Origin of the sequence: Exiguobacterium sp. 8A (genome assembly GCF_902506275.1) — a bacterium.
Lineage (GTDB): Bacteria > Bacillota > Bacilli > Exiguobacteriales > Exiguobacteriaceae > Exiguobacterium > Exiguobacterium profundum.
In genome coordinates, this window is the sequence record NZ_LR733630.1 from 955432 (window position 1) to 971122 (window position 15691).

Sequence of the window (15691 nt, forward strand, 5' to 3'; positions counted from 1 at the left end):
TTTCACGATCTGGTGACCTCACACGTACATTTAAGTGAGGTCCGTACTATAGGCGTTGATGATTTTCTTAACGAGCGGATGACGGACGACGTCAGACGCACTGAAGTGTTCAAAATGAATACCATCCACGCCTTCTAACAGGCGTAACGCTTCCTGTAACCCCGATGCCTTGCCTTTCGGTAAATCGACTTGGGTCAAATCCCCTGTGACCACCATTTTCGATCCAAAACCGAGTCGCGTCAAAAACATCTTCATCTGTTCTTTTGTTGTATTCTGGGCCTCATCCAAGATGACGAACGCATCTTCTAACGTGCGTCCACGCATATAAGCGAGCGGAGCCACTTCAATCGTGCCCCGTTCTAACAAACGGTTCGTCTGTTCCACGCCATACACATCAAATAGGGCGTCGTATAATGGGCGGAGATATGGGTCCACTTTCTCTTTTAAATCTCCCGGTAAAAATCCAAGGTTCTCTCCCGCTTCAACGGCAGGACGCGTCAAGATGATCCGTTTGACTTGCCCTTCTTTTAAGGCACGCGCCGCAAGTACGACAGCTAGGTACGTCTTTCCTGTTCCGGCTGGTCCGATACCAAAGACGAGATCACGTCGTTCAATCGCACGAACATACCGGCTTTGACCTACTGTCTTGGCACGAATCGGTTTCCCCTTATTCGTCGTAAAAACAACTCGTTCATAATGTTCGAGCAGTTCATCTCCCTTTCCGACTTGAATGTGCTGGATGACGCTAATGGCATCACTTTCATTTAGACGTGCACCTTTTTTCACTAACGTCTGCAAGGTGATGATCACTTGTTTCGTTAATTCAAGAGCCTCAAGTGTATCGGCTTGAATAATCAACTCCTCACCCCTTGGGATGAGTGCCACTTTCAATTCTGTTTCAATCGCCTGGAACACTTCATCTTTCGGTCCGAGTAAAGCTTGTGCTTCGTTCGCATGTTCCATGACGAATGGTATTTTATCAGTCATAATCAATGGATGCATTGCCCCCTCATTAAAATCGGTTATTCCTCTTTTACTTTAGCACTATCACGCCTATCGTGAAAGAAAGACCGCGTAATTTCCACGCGCAAAAGGCAGTAACATGACGTCACTGCCTTCCGTTCACTTCTTCCGTTTCGAGATAGGAGGTTGTAATACCTCACTCCAAATGACAGCTTCCCGCATTCGCTTTTGTGAAACGTTCAGTTGTCTCGGTTTCTTTTCCTTTTGAATCGGTGGAATTTTAACCGCTTGTTCGAATTGCGCGCTCACTTTCGGCATCTCGACTTGACGTTCACGTGGAGCCGGTCGTTCTTCTACCGTTCGAGCGACTCGACGCCTCACCTTTTGTGGTGCCGGTTTTTTTTCCGAGTCATCGAATGCCGTTTCAATCTCTTTCATGACGTCCCCTACCGAATCCAAATAGCGTTTCAGTTCACTGCTTTGAGGACGGTCTCCAGAGGACGATGATTTTTCGAGCCGTTTCATCACTGCCGAGGCAATTCCGAAGGCGGCTAACAAGAGTACCCATAGTCCATCCATATCAATCACTCATTATCTGATTCAGAATCGACAGGTGCCCCAATCGCTTTTCGCATTTCTGTATCCGCTTGAACGTTCAAGTAGTTCACGTAATCCATGACACCAAGCTTTCCGTTTCGTAACGCTTCTGCCATCGCGAGTGGGACTTCCGCTTCGGCACCGACAACTTTCGCACGCATTTCTTCTACTGAAGATTTCATTTCTTGTTCGCGCGCAATCGCCATCGCGCGACGTTCTTCCGCCTTCGCTTGAGCGATTTTCTTATCTGCTTCTGCTTGGTCCGTCTGCAAGACCGCGCCGATGTTCTTACCGATATCGATGTCGGCAATATCGATCGAAAGAATCTCAAACGCTGTTCCTGAATCTAAACCTTTTGTGAGGACAGTCCGTGAAATCATATCCGGATTCTCTAGTACGTGCTTGTGGTTGTTTTGTGAACCGATTGTCGACACGACCCCTTCACCGACACGGGCGATAATCGTTTCTTCCCCCGCACCACCGACGAGACGATCGATATTCGCACGTACGGTAATACGTGCTTTCGCCTTCACTTCAATCCCATCCATCGCGACACCCGCAATAAATGGCGTTTCAATGACTTTCGGGTTAACTGACATCTGTACAGCCTCGAGCACGTTACGTCCTGCCAAATCGATGGCAGCAGCCCGTTCGAATGACAATTCAATATTCGCACGGTGCGCCGCAATCAATGCGTTCACAACGCGGTCTACGTTACCACCAGCCAAGAAGTGACTTTCAAGTTGGTTCGTGTTTAATTCAATTCCTGCTTTAACCGCTTTAATCAACGGGTTCACGATTTTCGAGGGAATAACGCGACGAAGGCGCATTCCAATCAATGTGAAGATCGAGACGTGGACGCCCGCTGCAAACGAACTGATCCATAGTCCGACCGGTACGAACGTGAAGAATACGGCAAGTGCAATCAATCCTCCACCTGTAATGAGTAACGTTGTCAGTAATTCTGGTGTCATTCTGTTACATCCTCCTTCGGTTCTACAAAGCTTCGAACGACAATCCGTCCAGAATCCACTTTATAAACCTGAATTTTTGTCTGCTGATCGAGATAGCCACCTTCCGTCACGACATCAAGTCGTTCTCCGTCGATTTCGGCAGTACCTGCTGGGCGAAGTGGTGTCAAGGTGACTCCCACTTTGCCGAGAAGTTGTTTTCGATCTTCGTGGGACAAGTAGCCTTTTTCAGTCGATGTCGAATCCGTCAAAATCAACCCTTTATAAATGAGCGGACGATTCGTACTCAAGCGGCGGTATGCCCAAAAGCCGAGACCTGTTAGCACCGCTGCCGCGAGACCAATCGATAGCCACAGTTGACCGATCGTCGCACCAGCCATAATCAAACTCGCAACGACGGCTCCGATCCCAAGCAAACCGAACAATCCAAACCCTGCTACGAACACTTCAATTCCAAGAAGGACGACTCCGACAAAAAAGACTGTCAGAATCACTCCGAGACCAAATGTCATCGTCTTGCTACCCCCTTCCAAATTCAAAGCTATCTCCTATCTCTAGTGTATACGAAACAAGATTGAATGTGGTTTCAGAATACGCAAAAAAAGCAGAAACTTTCGGTTTCCCGAAAAGTAACTGCTTTTTTCATCAATTCGTCAATTGTTGTTTGACGATTCGGTTCACAAGACCACCGTCTGCCTTGCCTTTGACTTGCGGCATGACGACGCCCATCACCTTACCCATATCTGATGGAGCGGCTGCATTCGTTTGAGCAATTGCTGCTTGGACGATGGCGGTCACTTCATCTTCTGAAAGTTGTTCAGGCATATAGGCTTCTAGGACGACAATCTCTTCTGCTACTTTGGAAGCAAGGTCTTCACGACCAGCGCTTTCGAATTCTCGGAGGGAGTCTCTGCGCTGTTTCATCTCTCGGTTGAGCACCGTGAGTTCCTCTTCCTCGGTAAGATCTTGACGACCTAGTTTGATAGCCTCATTTTGGAGCGACGCTTTGACCATCCGGATTGTCGTAAGACGATCCTTTTGTTTCGCGCGCATGGCTTGCTTCATGTCGTCCGTCAAGCGTTCTTGAAGACTCATGAGCCAACACCCTCTCTACAAATGAAACTGGAATCAGAATTTCTTACGCTTACGCGCAGCTTCTGATTTCAATTTACGTTTTACGCTTGGCTTTTCGTAGTGACGACGTTTACGAACTTCGGCAAGTGTGCCATCTTTCGAAACACCGCGTTTGAAACGACGAAGAGCGTCTTCAAGCGATTCGTTTTTACGGACACGAGTTTCCACTAGTTTTCCCTCCCTCCGAATTACACGACTAAGGAAACGTGTTTCACACGTCATATCATATTATAGTGAAATTAAGTCGTGTGGTCAACCACTTATTAATAGTCGCTGTCTGAACGTCCACCAGTGACAATCGCGATACCTGCTGAAGCACCGATACGTGTCGCACCAGCATCGATCATCGCTTTCGCACCTTCGAAGTCACGGACGCCACCTGAAGCTTTTACGCCGATGTCAGGTCCGACCGTCTCACGCATGAGGCGAATGTCTTCAACTGTCGCGCCACCAGTCGAGAAACCAGTCGATGTTTTGACGAAGTCTGCTCCAGCTTTCACTGAAAGTTCGGCAGCTTTTTTGATTTCTTCTTTTGTAAGCATGCATGTTTCGAAGATGACTTTGACGAGTGTACCGTTTGCCGCTTCGACAACCGCACGGATGTCACGTTCTACGAGATCGTAGTCAGCATCTTTGAGTGCTGCGATGTTGATGACCATGTCTACTTCATCTGCTCCATTGGCAATCGCATCTTTTGTTTCAAATGCTTTTACCTCAGGTGTGTTTGCACCAAGTGGGAAACCGATGACTGTACATACTTTGACATCATCATCTGACTTGAGTTGTTCTGCTGCATATTTGACCCATGTCGGGTTGACACAAACGCTTGCGAATTTGTATTCGAGCGCTTCTGCACAAAGTGTTGTAATTTGATCTTTTGTTGTTTCAGCCTTTAAAGCTGTGTGGTCGATATAACGGGCTAATTCCATGATTCATTTCCTCCTCTGACAAATAAGTCTGACATCTAACATATTACCATGTTTTGATGAGATGTAACAGCTTTCAAATCTAAATCAACTGACGACGTTTACGAGCGACGACCCAACTGTTCCAACTAAAGAAGAAAATAGCGAGCCAAATGCAGGTGAAGGCAAAGACATGGTATGCCGTGAACGGTTCATGGTACATGACGACCCCGATAATCAAGCTAAGTGTCGGTGCGATAAATTGAAGAAACCCGACAAGCGTGAACGGGATATGTTGTGCCCCGTACCCAAACAGGAGAAGAGGTAACGCCGTGACCACGCCCGTTCCAAGAAGGGCGATCCAAATGACAGGCGACATGTTATACGCAATATTGTCGGTGACAACTTGATTTCCTAGGAAGAGCAATGCCACCGGGACCACCGCCAGCGTTTCAATTCCTAGGCTGACCGTAGAAGCAAGAGGGCGTCGTTTCTTCACCATTCCATAGAATCCGAAAGTACTCGCCAAGACGAATGAAATCCACGGGAACGTGCCGTATCCTAACGTCAAGACGAGGACGCCAATTGATGCAATCCCAACGGCCATCCATTGGACTCGATTTAATGATTCCCGAAAGACGAGCACCCCTAACACCATACTGACGAGAGGATTGATGTAGTACCCGAGAGAAGCTTCAATGATATATCCGTGATTGACAGCCCATATGTATACAAACCAGTTGGCACTAACGATGAATCCGTTCAACATGAATGCGTTTCGTGTAGCCGGATGTCGAAGTGCGTAACCGAACTCTTTCCACTGATTTGTCCATCTCAGAACGAGCAGAATAAATAAAAATGACCAAACGATTCGATGTGCTAAAATTTGACCGCTCGGTACTTCTTGCAAAAATTTCCAATAAATCGGAAGGACGCCCCACATGACGTACGCCCCGATTGTCGTCCATACTCCCTTATTCACACGTTCACCCGCTCTCTTACAAGTTAAAGACAGTTTAGTCGATGAAAGACTCCCGATACAAGACTTTTGTTTCATGAAAAAAAGGCGCGAAATCGCGCCCTGACCGTTTATTGTTTCACTTGTTCAATTGCTGTTAATGCTTGTGCCAAGTCTTCGATCAAGTCATCAATGTCCTCAAGTCCGACCGAAATACGGACGAGCCCATCGGTGATGCCAAGTTCCGCTCTGCGTTCGGCTGGAATCGACGCATGTGTCATGCGTGCCGGGACACTGATCAAACTCTCGACCGCTCCTAAACTTTCTGCGAGCGTGAAGTATTTCGTCTTCGCGACCATCATTTCTGCCGCTTCCGCTGAACCGACATCAAATGCGATCATCCCACCGAATCCACGTGCCTGTGATAAATGAATCCGCTTCGCTTCCTCACTTGATACACTTGGGTGGAGCACGCGTGATACAGACTCGTTCGATTGAAGGAATTCAACCAATGCACGTGCATTCGATTCAATCTCCTCCATCCGAACAGCTAGCGTCTTAATTCCCCGAACAACAAGGAAGCTATCTTGTGGTCCAAGAACTGCGCCAACTGAGTTTTGAAGAAACGCCAAAGCTTCGCCCTGCTCTTCCGTTCGCGCGACAACAAGTCCCGCTACGACGTCACTATGTCCGCCTAAGTACTTTGTGGCACTGTGAAGGACGTAGTCTGCTCCAAGATCGATTGGATTTTGGAAGTAAGGGGTCATAAACGTATTGTCCACGACGAGCAACACATCTGCTTCATCGGCAATCTTGCGCATCGCTCGAATGTCCGTCACGTTTAAGAGCGGATTTGTCGGCGTCTCGACATAAATCATTTTCGTGTTCGCTTGAAGCGCATCCCGAACCGCTGTTTCATCGGATGTATCGACAAAAGTTGCTTCCAAGCCTCGTGACTGAAATACTCGATTGAATACACGGTACGTTCCTCCATATACATCAGACCCGACGATGACGTGGTCTCCAGATTTCAATAACATAAGCACCGTCGAGATGGCTGCCATCCCAGATCCGAATGCAAATCCTTGCACACCGCCTTCGATGTCGGCAATCAATGTCTCTAATGCCGTCCGTGTCGGGTTTGCTGAACGTGAGTATTCGTACCCTTCCCGCAAGTTACCAATCCCGTCTTGCTTATACGTGCTCGTTTGATAAATCGGTGGCGTGACGGCCCCTGTCAACGGGTCCGTCGTTTTACCGCCGTGAATGAGTGCTGTCTTTGTACGCATGTTCTGCCTCCTTGACAATTCCTTGACTTAAATATCGTTCTGCACTATCAGGCAAGATGGTGACAATCGTGCCTTCCGTTAATTGATTCGCTTCTTTTACACATGCTGCAATGGCAGCCCCTGAAGAACTACCGATGAGCAAGCCTTCCTGTTTCGCTAGATGTGCCACGTAATAGAAGGCTTCCTCATCTGTGATGGTATGAATCGCATCGACGTAAGACTTCTCCAGAAATGGTGGCCATTTTTCGACGCCAATTCCTTCTGTTTTATGTGGTCCTGGTTCACCGCCGTTCATAATGGAACCGACCGGCTCCACGACGACAGTTTTCGTCCCAAGTGGCTTTAATGATTTGGCGACACCGGTGAACGTGCCTCCTGATCCCGCTCCCGCTACAAATACATCAATTTGTGGCACATCTTTCAACAACTCATGTGAAAGGATGTCGACGTAAGCATCCGGGTTATCTGGGTTCGAGAACTGTTCTGGGACATAGGCGTCATGTTCTTTGGCCAACTCAATAGCATGTGCGATCGCGCCTTTCATGCCGAGTTCCGTCGGTGTGTTGACGACGGTGGCTCCGAACAGTCGCATCAATGCCTGCTTCTCTTGACTGAATTTTTCAGGAGTGACCGTCATGAGTCGAATTCCGAATCGCTGACAAGCGAGCGCAAGCCCGATTCCCGTATTGCCTGCTGTCGGTTCGATCACCGTTCCACCAGGTGCCACATCGCCACGCTCAATCGCCCGTTCAATCAAATTCATCCCGAGTCGGTCTTTGACACTCCCACCTGGATTCATCATCTCGAGCTTTCCGTACACTTTGACATTCGCTGGTATAGGAAGCGTTCGAAGTTCAATAAGCGGTGTGTCTCCGATGAGTTCATAGACGTCACGGACAATCATCTTATGCTTCGTCCTTGAAGACGATATGCCATTCATCACGTTTTGCGAGCATGTCTGCCGCTAATTTTTTGGCACCTTCGAAATCATGATGGTTCGCATTCCCACATTGAACAGGGTTTTGCGCAGGTAATTCCTCAGCGTTCATCGCATCACGCAACGTCGCTTCCACGAGGTCAAGCATTCGTTCGTAGTTCCCATCATTGAGCATTGTCCAATAGAAACCTGTCTGGCAACCCATCGGTGAGATATCGACAATGTCTTCAGAATGATTGCGACTGTTCTCGGCAATCAAATGCTCAAGTGAATGAACCGCGCGCATCGGCATGAGTCCTTCGTTCGGTTGAATGAAACGAATATCGTATTTATAAATCGTGTCAGCCGTCCCTTCTTTCACACCAGCTAAACGGACAAACGGCGCCTGTACTTTCGTATGATCCAAGTTAAAACTTTCAACATTATATGTTTTCATGAGTAATTCCTCCTCGTTATTTAGTGGCTATTACGAGCCAGACAAACTTGTTTTTCTGCGTCATCGTCACGTTGTATCCGTTCTCTTCTAACATGGAACGAATCGTTGACGTATATGGATAGTATTCACGATTTAAATCTTCGACAAGGTCCGAGTACCCTTTCGCAGTCGCCCAATCGATGATGTCCTGACGAGCTGCTGGTGACTCAAACATCGTATCAAGCAACACGAACTTCGGGTGTTCCCAGTCTTCGACATATCGACCAATGGCCGTGGCCTTTTCAGAATCTGTCAAGTGGTGAAAAGCATATGACGATACGATAGTATCCACGTGTGATAATATCGGATATCGGAGAAAATCACCTTCGAGTACTTCAATCCCCAACTTTTTAACAGCAATTTGTCGCATTTCCGGCGACGGTTCAATCGCAATCAACGGATGCCCTTTTATAATTCGACTGCTCAAGTTTCCTGTTCCGACACCAAACTCAAGTACCCTTCCTTCGACATATAGGGCAACCTCATCGAGCATTTGCTCATATCCGATGAAGACTTCGTGATATTGCTCATCATGCCCCTCGACCGTCGTATCATAATCCTTTGCCCAATCCTTAAAGATGTCCATGAATGGTAAGTTCATATCGCTACCCCAATCTTAATTCTTACTAATTTGATATGTTTTATTGGTATTTAACTTTAACGTTACATTAACAGGTTTTTTTATTCATTTCAAGTCATTCGCTAGATTCACGCATCATATGCAATTGGATATAGGTCTTATGTGTTAGGTCTTTAGTAATTGTCAGAACATTAAAATTTGTGCAAAAACACTTACCTATTTTACAAATAAATCCACTCTTTTTTATCTGAATAGCGATATGATAATTCTCAATGTAAGACTATGCTTTATTTTTTACAGGTAATAACAAATTTTAGGGGGTTCATACGTTGTCACGAAAAAAAATCTATTTAAACGCTTCACTCGCCACATGTATCGCCTTGTCACCTGCACTGATTCAAGCTGGAACAACTTCTGTTTCAGCAGAAGCTTCCGTTAAACCGAAATTGGTTCTTGAGAAAAAACAGAAAAAAGTTCGGGTCGTTGTAGAGCTCGTCGGGGATCCTGCCATTGCCGAAGCCGCTCAAAAAGGGAAGAAATTTAATGAATTGTCGAAATCAGAGCAAAACAAGGCACAACACTCTGTTCAATCGGAGCAAAAACGCGCCAAGTCTGCCTTGAAGAAACAAGGCGTAACCGCTACACCGATTGAAGAGTTCACGACCGTCTTTAATGGCTTCTCTACATTCTTATCTACAAGTGAAATCGCCAAAGTCGAAGCATTGCCTGAAGTGGCGACCGTTCACATTGTCAACGAGTACGAGCGCCCTGAAGTCAAACCGGATATGATCACGAGTAACGGCATGGTTCAAGCCGAACAAACGTGGGGAGATTACGGATTTGCCGGAGAAGGTACTGTCGTCGCTGTCATCGATTCTGGAATCGACCCTGAGCACCGGGATTATAAGATCACTGACGCTAAAACGGCAGAGTTGACTCAATCAGAAGTCAATCAAGCCATCACATCGTTCGGTCTCCCAGGCGAATACGTCAACGAGAAAGTTCCATACGCATATAACTACTACGATGAGAACGATGACATCAAAGATGATTCACCTGGCGCTTCAATGCACGGACAACACGTTTCCGGTACAGTTGCCGCAAACGGTGACCTAGAAAACGGTGGGATCAAAGGTGTCGCACCGGAAGCACAAATTTTGGGATTGAAAGTATTCAGTAACGACCCGAACTATGCGTCTACATATGGAGATATCTACATCAAAGCAATTGATGATGCCATTAAACTCGGTGCTGACGTCATCAACATGAGCCTCGGATCAACAGCCGGTTTCGTCGATGCCGATTCTCCAGAGCAACAAGCCGTTCAACGTGCTGTCGACAACGGCATCTTTATGTCGATTTCTGCTGGGAACTCTGCATACTTCGGTCACGGATTTGACTTGCCGACTGCTTCAAACCCAGATACGGGCGTCGTTGGGGCACCGAGTGTCAGTCAAGCGTCTACATCGGTCGCCTCTCTTGAGAACGATCAAATTCAATTGGATGCATTCCGAGTCGGTGATGAGAAGATTGGATGGAAGAAACAAGACGGCCCTGCCTTCAAAGAAGGAACATACGACATCGTATCTGTCGGAGACGGACAACCGGAGAATTATGAAGGAAAGGACGTAAAAGGAAAACTCGTCCTTGCTGTTCGCGACGGCGGTTACTTCTACTCGCAGATCCAAAAAACAGCTGAAGCGCAAGGCGCAGCAGGTGTCATCGTACGTGGTGCGGTCGGGCACGGCGATTATGTCTCGATGGCTCTCGATCAACCTCAAATTCCGATGGCTTCACTCAGCATCCAGGACGGGAATGAACTGAAAGACAAGTTAGCAGACGGTCCGCTTCAAGTGACGTTTGCCGGTGACCGCATCAGTGTCAATAACCGTTCAGCCGGTGCGATGTCTGATTTCACATCGTGGGGCGTCACACCGAACCTTGACTTCAAGCCAGAGCTTTCTGCTCCAGGTGGCCAAATTTTCTCTACGTTCAACGATAACCAATATGGGTTGATGAGCGGAACATCGATGGCAGCACCACACGTTGCCGGAGGGGCGGCCCTCGTCCTTGAGCGTGTGGACCGTGACTTCAAATTGAGTGGAAAAGCACGTGTCACGATGGCGAAAAACTTGTTACTCAACACGTCGAAGCCTGTCACAGATATCGGACCGTATAACCAAGAATTGAAACAATCACTCCCATACTCACCACGTCGGGCCGGAGCAGGTCTCATGCAATTGCATGCAGCCGTCACCTCTCCTGCTGTCGCATATGAGAAGTCGACAAAAGAAGCAAAAGTCGCTTTAAAAGAGTTGTCGAAGAGCAAAGCATCGTTCACGATCGTCGTCGAGAACACGTCGACTGAATCGTTAACTTATGATGTAGCCGCATCGTTGCAAACGGATCTCGCTGTCAAAAACAAAGACGGAATCGTTCAAAATGCGATGGAAGCGCAAGCACTTCAACAAGCGATCATTAAAATTAACGGATCAAACACAAGTAAAGTCACGTTGAAAGCAAAACAGAAGAAGGAAATTAACGTTTCAATCGATGTCTCGAAAGCAAAAGTGTTGAATCCTGAAACATTGGAAGGCACTGTATCCGCTAAATCTGTCTTTGAGAACGGCTATTTCGTCGACGGATTCCTTCGTTTGACTGATCCGCGCGGTACAGACGGTCATCCATCTCTCGTCGTTCCAATCGTCGGATTTGAAGGGGATTGGGGCAAAGCGCCGATCTTTGACAAGACGATCTATGGAGAAGGCGCATTCTATGGCGTCTCTGGATTGGTGGATGCAGAAGGAAACTACTTAGGTGAAAAACTAGATGAATCTGTGGCTAGCGAAGCGGTTGCCATTTCACCGGACGGAGACGGGTCGAAAGATACGGCTACTCCAGTCTTCTCGCTATTACGCAATGCGAAAGACATCAAATATCGCGTCGTAGATGAGAAAGGGAACGTCCTTCGCACCCTCAAGATGGAAGACGAATTGAGAAAGAACTACTTCGATGGTGGAAGTGGAGATTATTACTATTACGCAGCGGATAACGCTTGGGACGGAAAATTGAATGGGAAGATGGCGCCAAAAGGCACATATTACTATGAAATCGAAGCAAGCATCGATTACATGAAGAAACAAGCTCAAACGATGCGCATCCCTGTCAAAGTAGATTACACAGACCCACGCTTCACGCTTCGTTGGGACGACAACGTAGCAAGCGTCAAAGCGTCGGATGACTTTGCTGGAATCAACGGTATCGAATTCCTCATCAACGGGAAAGTCGTGGCAAAAGAAGCGAAAGCTTCAGCGAACTTCACACTTGAACAGCCGCTCGAGACTACAGATCAGCTTTCAGTTCGTGTGTCAGACAATGCCGGGAACGTGATCACTCGAAATGTTTCAACAGAAAATGATGCGGCCAAACCTGGTATCTTTGTCGATGCACCACTCGCCTTGTCTCCTTACGGTACATCCATCGTTCCATTGATCGGTCAAATCAAGGATGCCTCTGAAATCGCATCGTTCACGGTAGACGGGGTCGACGTACCACTCAAATATGACGCGTCAGCGAAACAATATACGTTCAATACGACACGCACATATAAGGATGGTTTCCACAAAGTCCGCTTTGTCGCAGAAGACACTGCTGGGAACGTGACGAACTTCGTCCGCCCAATCTTTGTCGACTCAACGAAAGCAACATTGTCGGTGACAAACGTACCGAAGAACGTATCGGCTAAACAGAAGTCTGTAAACGTGAAAGTTCAAGTAAAGGATAACTTCGACGAAATCAAGCTTCGGGTCAACGGGGACTTGAAATGGAACTATACGTTGAAAGAACCATACGCGATGCGTGCATTCTCACGCACGGGAACAATCACACTTCCAGTGACAGCGAAAGGAAAGAATACCTTCACGTTCGAAGTGACCGACCTTGCCGGGAACGTCACGAAAAAAGTAATTACAATTAACAAAAAATAAGCGATACAAAAAACGGATGACCTCAATCAGGTCATCCGTTTTTCATGTCATTTGTTGAGTTCAAGCGCGAAAGAAATCGCAGATAATGCATAAAGCGGCGCCGTTTCAGACCGAAGAATGCGTGGTCCAAATGCACATGCAGTCGCTCCAGCCTGAGTCCATTGATTGATTTCATTCATATCGAATCCACCTTCAGGTCCCGTGATGACGAGAACGCGTTGTTTCGGTTTCAGTTGAGTCAACAGTTGTGCGAAAGCAGACTGTTCCCCTTCTTTTGCCGACTCTTCATACGCGATGATGACGGCATCATAGCCCTCCATTTTCTGATGAATCTCTTTCGGAGAGATGTAGGAACACGTCGGTACAACGGCACGATAGGATTGTTCAGCCGCTTCTTGCATAATCTTTTGAATCCGCTCCACTTTTTTCGGAGCTTTTTTTCCATCCCATTTGGCGACAGAGCGCGCTGATTCGAACAGCAACAGATGGTGGACGCCAAGCTCCGTCGCTTTTTGGGCGACGAGCTCGACTTTGTCCCCTTTCGGGAGTGCATACGCCAAAGTCACCTCGATTGGCAACTCAGTCGTCGCCTGTCGCGATGACGTGACTTTCGCTTCCCCGCTCTTCTTCTCAAGCGATGTCACGACACAGGCATACTCAACACCTGTACCATCCAACAGGACCATCTCATATCCAGGACCTTGTCGTAAGACTGTACCGATGTGGTGGACCACATCTGAAGGAAGGGTCACCGTTTCGCCTTTAAAGGCTTCTTTTGTCAAAAAATAACGTTGCATAACTTACCCCTTCTTGGCGATAATCGCGACCCAGTCTTCCATCACGCGCGTCTCTTCAATCTCAAATCCAGCAGCGACCAAAGCATTCGTCACTTCAGCCCGCTTCTCTCCGATAATTCCAGAGGTGATGAAGCGCCCACCTGACTTCGTACGTGCATAGGCGTCTTCGATGAAAAGGAGAATGACGTCAGCAAGAATGTTCGCTACGACTAAATCGTACTCGCCTTCCACACCTTTCAGAAGATCACCTGTGTCCACTTGAACGAGTTCGCCCACTCCGTTCGTCTCAACGTTTTGACGAGCAGCTTCGACTGCGACCGAGTCTAAGTCTAGTGCCTTTACCTTCGTTGCACCAAGTTTTGCTGCTGCAATCGACAATACACCCGATCCTGTACCGACATCAATGACACGGTCACCTTCCTGGATGTAGTTCTCAATCGCTTGAATGCAGAGCATTGTCGTCGGATGCGTTCCTGTGCCAAACGCCATACCCGGGTCAAGCAAAATCACATTCTCTTCCGGCTGCGGGGTGTACTCTTCCCATAAAGGAACGATGGTTAGTTGTTGCGAAATCTTTACCGGCTTATAATACTGCTTCCAAGAGTGTGCCCAGTCCTCTTCATCGATTTCAGCGACCGTGACGTCTCCAGATCCGATGTCGAGCATCGTGCGAAGTCGTTCGATTTCTTTTTTAAGATTCGAAAGTAAATCTTGAAAATCACCTGAGGCCGGGACATACGCTTTGACGTGTACGCCAGAAGTTGGATACGTTTCACGATCCGAAACGTCCCAAATTTCTCCGAAATGGTCCTCCGCCATCATTCTGTCGAAATCTTCCACGTCCTCGATGACGACACCTTGTGCCCCCACTTCGTGTAGTAAATTGGATACTGCTTCTACCGCAAGTTGTGTCGTGTGGACACAAATTTCAGACCATTTCATCGTTCGTACACACTCCTTTTAGTGACTAAAGAATTTTTTCATTTTTTGGAACATGCCATGTTCCTCTTCGACACCGGACTCTCCGCTAATTTCTTCAAATTCACGCAGTAACTCTTTTTGACGGTCTGTCATGTTTTTCGGCGTCATCACGATGACACTGACATACTGGTCACCATTTGCACCACCACGAACACTTGGCATTCCTTTACCGCGTAAACGGAATTTCGAACCGGTTTGTGTCCCTGCAGGTACTTTCAAGCTCACATTCCCGTGAACTGTTGGTACTTCGATTTCCGCACCGAGAGCAGCCTGGGCGAATGTAATTGGCATATCCATTGCGATGTGTTGGTCGACACGTTCAAAGATTTCATGTGCTCTGACACGAACGACGACGTATAAGTCTCCTGCTGGACCACCGTTCACGCCTGGACCACCTTTACCAGAGAGACGAATCTGTTGACCGTTATCGATACCGGCTGGGATTTTGACCTCGACGGTTTGTTTCTTCTTCACATGACCTGAACCATGGCAAGTCGGACATTTTTCTTTAATCGTCTTACCACTTCCGTGACACTGGCTACATGGACGCTGATTGACCATACGACCGAGAATCGTGTTCTGTTCGACCGTTTCGACGCCGCTACCGCCACATCGGTTACACGTTTCCGGTTTCGTGCCCGGTTTTGCTCCGCTTCCCATACACGTGTCACATTCTACTTCGATTTCGAGTTCAATCGTCTCTGTTTTACCTGTGACACTTTCCATGAAGTCGAGATCGACGACGTACTGGTAGTCTTCACCGCGACGTGGTGCATTCGGATCTTGACGGCGCCCACCGCCTCCAAAAAACATGTCAAAGATATCTCCGAAGCCGCCTTGGAAGTCACCTCCACCGCCGAACTGATTGGCCCCTTCGAAACCGAATCGGTCATACTGGGCCCGTTTCTGTTCGTCTGAGAGTACTTCATACGCTTCACCAATCTCTTTGAACTTGTCGGCAGCATCTGCTTCTTGGTTGATGTCCGGGTGATATTGACGGGCTAATTTTCGATATGCCCGCTTGATGTCTTGTGCTGAGGCCGACTTGTCGAGCCCGAGCACTTCATAATAATCTCGTTTCGCCACTATTCTCGCTCCTATCCTCACTAACTACGTAT

At 47.6% G+C, this 15691-nt stretch carries 16 protein-coding genes; 1 reads left to right on the forward strand and 15 read right to left on the reverse strand.

Translation table 11 applies throughout. The features are described from left to right. Window positions 1-30: 30 nt before the first annotated feature. From GVY42_RS04955 to GVY42_RS05010, 12 genes are all read right to left on the reverse strand, one after another. On the reverse strand, window positions 31-1002 hold the full coding sequence (locus GVY42_RS04955; protein ID WP_074036604.1) for a PhoH family protein: 972 nt from the start codon (window positions 1000-1002) through the stop codon (window positions 31-33). Window positions 1003-1122: 120 nt separating this feature from the next. Continuing rightward, the gene (locus tag GVY42_RS04960) at window positions 1123-1542 is read right to left on the reverse strand and encodes a hypothetical protein (protein ID WP_159562499.1); all 420 of its coding nucleotides are present in this window, start codon (window positions 1540-1542) and stop codon (window positions 1123-1125) included. Window positions 1543-1547: 5 nt separating this feature from the next. Then, window positions 1548-2534 carry a flotillin-like protein FloA gene (gene floA, locus GVY42_RS04965; protein ID WP_012726653.1) on the reverse strand — a complete coding sequence of 329 codons (987 nt, stop codon included), beginning with the start codon at window positions 2532-2534 and terminating at the stop codon, window positions 1548-1550. After that, window positions 2531-3043 carry an NfeD family protein gene (locus GVY42_RS04970; protein WP_031423231.1) on the reverse strand — a complete coding sequence of 171 codons (513 nt, stop codon included), beginning with the start codon at window positions 3041-3043 and terminating at the stop codon, window positions 2531-2533. The genes floA and GVY42_RS04970 overlap by 4 nt, the downstream gene beginning before the upstream one ends. A 133-nt stretch (window positions 3044-3176) precedes the next feature. After that, window positions 3177-3626: a GatB/YqeY domain-containing protein gene (locus tag GVY42_RS04975; protein WP_074036596.1), complete on the reverse strand. Its 450-nt coding sequence runs from the start codon at window positions 3624-3626 to the stop codon at window positions 3177-3179. Window positions 3627-3659: 33 nt separating this feature from the next. Next, on the reverse strand, window positions 3660-3854 hold the full coding sequence (gene rpsU / locus GVY42_RS04980) for a 30S ribosomal protein S21 (RefSeq protein ID WP_029334745.1): 195 nt from the start codon (window positions 3852-3854) through the stop codon (window positions 3660-3662). Window positions 3855-3928: 74 nt separating this feature from the next. After that, the gene (deoC, locus tag GVY42_RS04985; protein ID WP_012726656.1) at window positions 3929-4594 is read right to left on the reverse strand and encodes a deoxyribose-phosphate aldolase; all 666 of its coding nucleotides are present in this window, start codon (window positions 4592-4594) and stop codon (window positions 3929-3931) included. Between the two features lie 79 nt (window positions 4595-4673). Next, window positions 4674-5552 (reverse strand): EamA family transporter RarD, encoded by an 879-nt coding sequence (gene rarD / locus GVY42_RS04990; protein ID WP_074036593.1) that lies wholly within the window; start codon window positions 5550-5552, stop codon window positions 4674-4676. Between the two features lie 107 nt (window positions 5553-5659). After that, complete coding sequence (locus GVY42_RS04995) at window positions 5660-6817, reverse strand: bifunctional cystathionine gamma-lyase/homocysteine desulfhydrase (RefSeq protein WP_159562500.1); 1158 nt, start codon at window positions 6815-6817, stop codon at window positions 5660-5662. Next, window positions 6783-7721: a PLP-dependent cysteine synthase family protein gene (locus tag GVY42_RS05000; RefSeq protein ID WP_159562501.1), complete on the reverse strand. Its 939-nt coding sequence runs from the start codon at window positions 7719-7721 to the stop codon at window positions 6783-6785. The genes GVY42_RS04995 and GVY42_RS05000 overlap by 35 nt, the downstream gene beginning before the upstream one ends. 1 nt (window position 7722) lies before the next feature. Further along, window positions 7723-8190 carry an S-ribosylhomocysteine lyase gene (locus tag GVY42_RS05005; RefSeq protein ID WP_012726660.1) on the reverse strand — a complete coding sequence of 156 codons (468 nt, stop codon included), beginning with the start codon at window positions 8188-8190 and terminating at the stop codon, window positions 7723-7725. Window positions 8191-8206: 16 nt separating this feature from the next. Beyond that, window positions 8207-8830 carry a class I SAM-dependent methyltransferase gene (locus GVY42_RS05010; RefSeq protein ID WP_159562502.1) on the reverse strand — a complete coding sequence of 208 codons (624 nt, stop codon included), beginning with the start codon at window positions 8828-8830 and terminating at the stop codon, window positions 8207-8209. Between the two features lie 308 nt (window positions 8831-9138). On the opposite strand from GVY42_RS05010, the gene GVY42_RS05015 reads away from it, so the two are divergent. Continuing rightward, window positions 9139-12795 (forward strand): S8 family serine peptidase, encoded by a 3657-nt coding sequence (locus GVY42_RS05015; RefSeq protein WP_159562503.1) that lies wholly within the window; start codon window positions 9139-9141, stop codon window positions 12793-12795. Between the two features lie 47 nt (window positions 12796-12842). Here the strand turns inward: GVY42_RS05015 and GVY42_RS05020 are convergent, their stop codons facing one another. Genes GVY42_RS05020 through dnaJ form a run of 3 tightly spaced genes read right to left on the reverse strand, consistent with a single transcriptional unit; the run spans window position 12843 to window position 15659 of the window. Further along, window positions 12843-13592, reverse strand: coding sequence for a 16S rRNA (uracil(1498)-N(3))-methyltransferase (locus tag GVY42_RS05020; protein ID WP_159562504.1), 750 nt, complete (start codon window positions 13590-13592; stop codon window positions 12843-12845). A 3-nt stretch (window positions 13593-13595) separates the two neighbouring features. Further along, a complete protein-coding gene (gene prmA / locus GVY42_RS05025; RefSeq protein WP_078147163.1) occupies window positions 13596-14534 on the reverse strand; it encodes a 50S ribosomal protein L11 methyltransferase in 939 nt (312 codons plus the stop codon). A gap of 18 nt (window positions 14535-14552) precedes the next feature. Then, on the reverse strand, window positions 14553-15659 hold the full coding sequence (gene dnaJ / locus GVY42_RS05030) for a molecular chaperone DnaJ (RefSeq protein WP_012726665.1): 1107 nt from the start codon (window positions 15657-15659) through the stop codon (window positions 14553-14555). Window positions 15660-15691 lie beyond the last annotated feature (32 nt).

Coding starts and splice junctions, on each gene's coding strand:
- floA (WP_012726653.1), bottom strand. CDS start 2,534: ATGACACCAGAATTACTGACAACGTTACTCATTACAGGTGGAGGATTG.
- GVY42_RS05010 (WP_159562502.1), bottom strand. CDS start 8,830: ATGAACTTACCATTCATGGACATCTTTAAGGATTGGGCAAAGGATTAT.
- GVY42_RS04975 (WP_074036596.1), bottom strand. CDS start 3,626: ATGAGTCTTCAAGAACGCTTGACGGACGACATGAAGCAAGCCATGCGC.
- GVY42_RS04960 (WP_159562499.1), bottom strand. CDS start 1,542: ATGGATGGACTATGGGTACTCTTGTTAGCCGCCTTCGGAATTGCCTCG.
- deoC (WP_012726656.1), bottom strand. CDS start 4,594: ATGGAATTAGCCCGTTATATCGACCACACAGCTTTAAAGGCTGAAACA.
- GVY42_RS05005 (WP_012726660.1), bottom strand. CDS start 8,190: ATGAAAACATATAATGTTGAAAGTTTTAACTTGGATCATACGAAAGTA.
- prmA (WP_078147163.1), bottom strand. CDS start 14,534: ATGAAATGGTCTGAAATTTGTGTCCACACGACACAACTTGCGGTAGAA.
- GVY42_RS04970 (WP_031423231.1), bottom strand. CDS start 3,043: ATGACATTTGGTCTCGGAGTGATTCTGACAGTCTTTTTTGTCGGAGTC.
- GVY42_RS04955 (WP_074036604.1), bottom strand. CDS start 1,002: ATGCATCCATTGATTATGACTGATAAAATACCATTCGTCATGGAACAT.
- GVY42_RS05020 (WP_159562504.1), bottom strand. CDS start 13,592: ATGCAACGTTATTTTTTGACAAAAGAAGCCTTTAAAGGCGAAACGGTG.
- GVY42_RS05000 (WP_159562501.1), bottom strand. CDS start 7,721: ATGATTGTCCGTGACGTCTATGAACTCATCGGAGACACACCGCTTATT.
- GVY42_RS04995 (WP_159562500.1), bottom strand. CDS start 6,817: ATGCGTACAAAGACAGCACTCATTCACGGCGGTAAAACGACGGACCCG.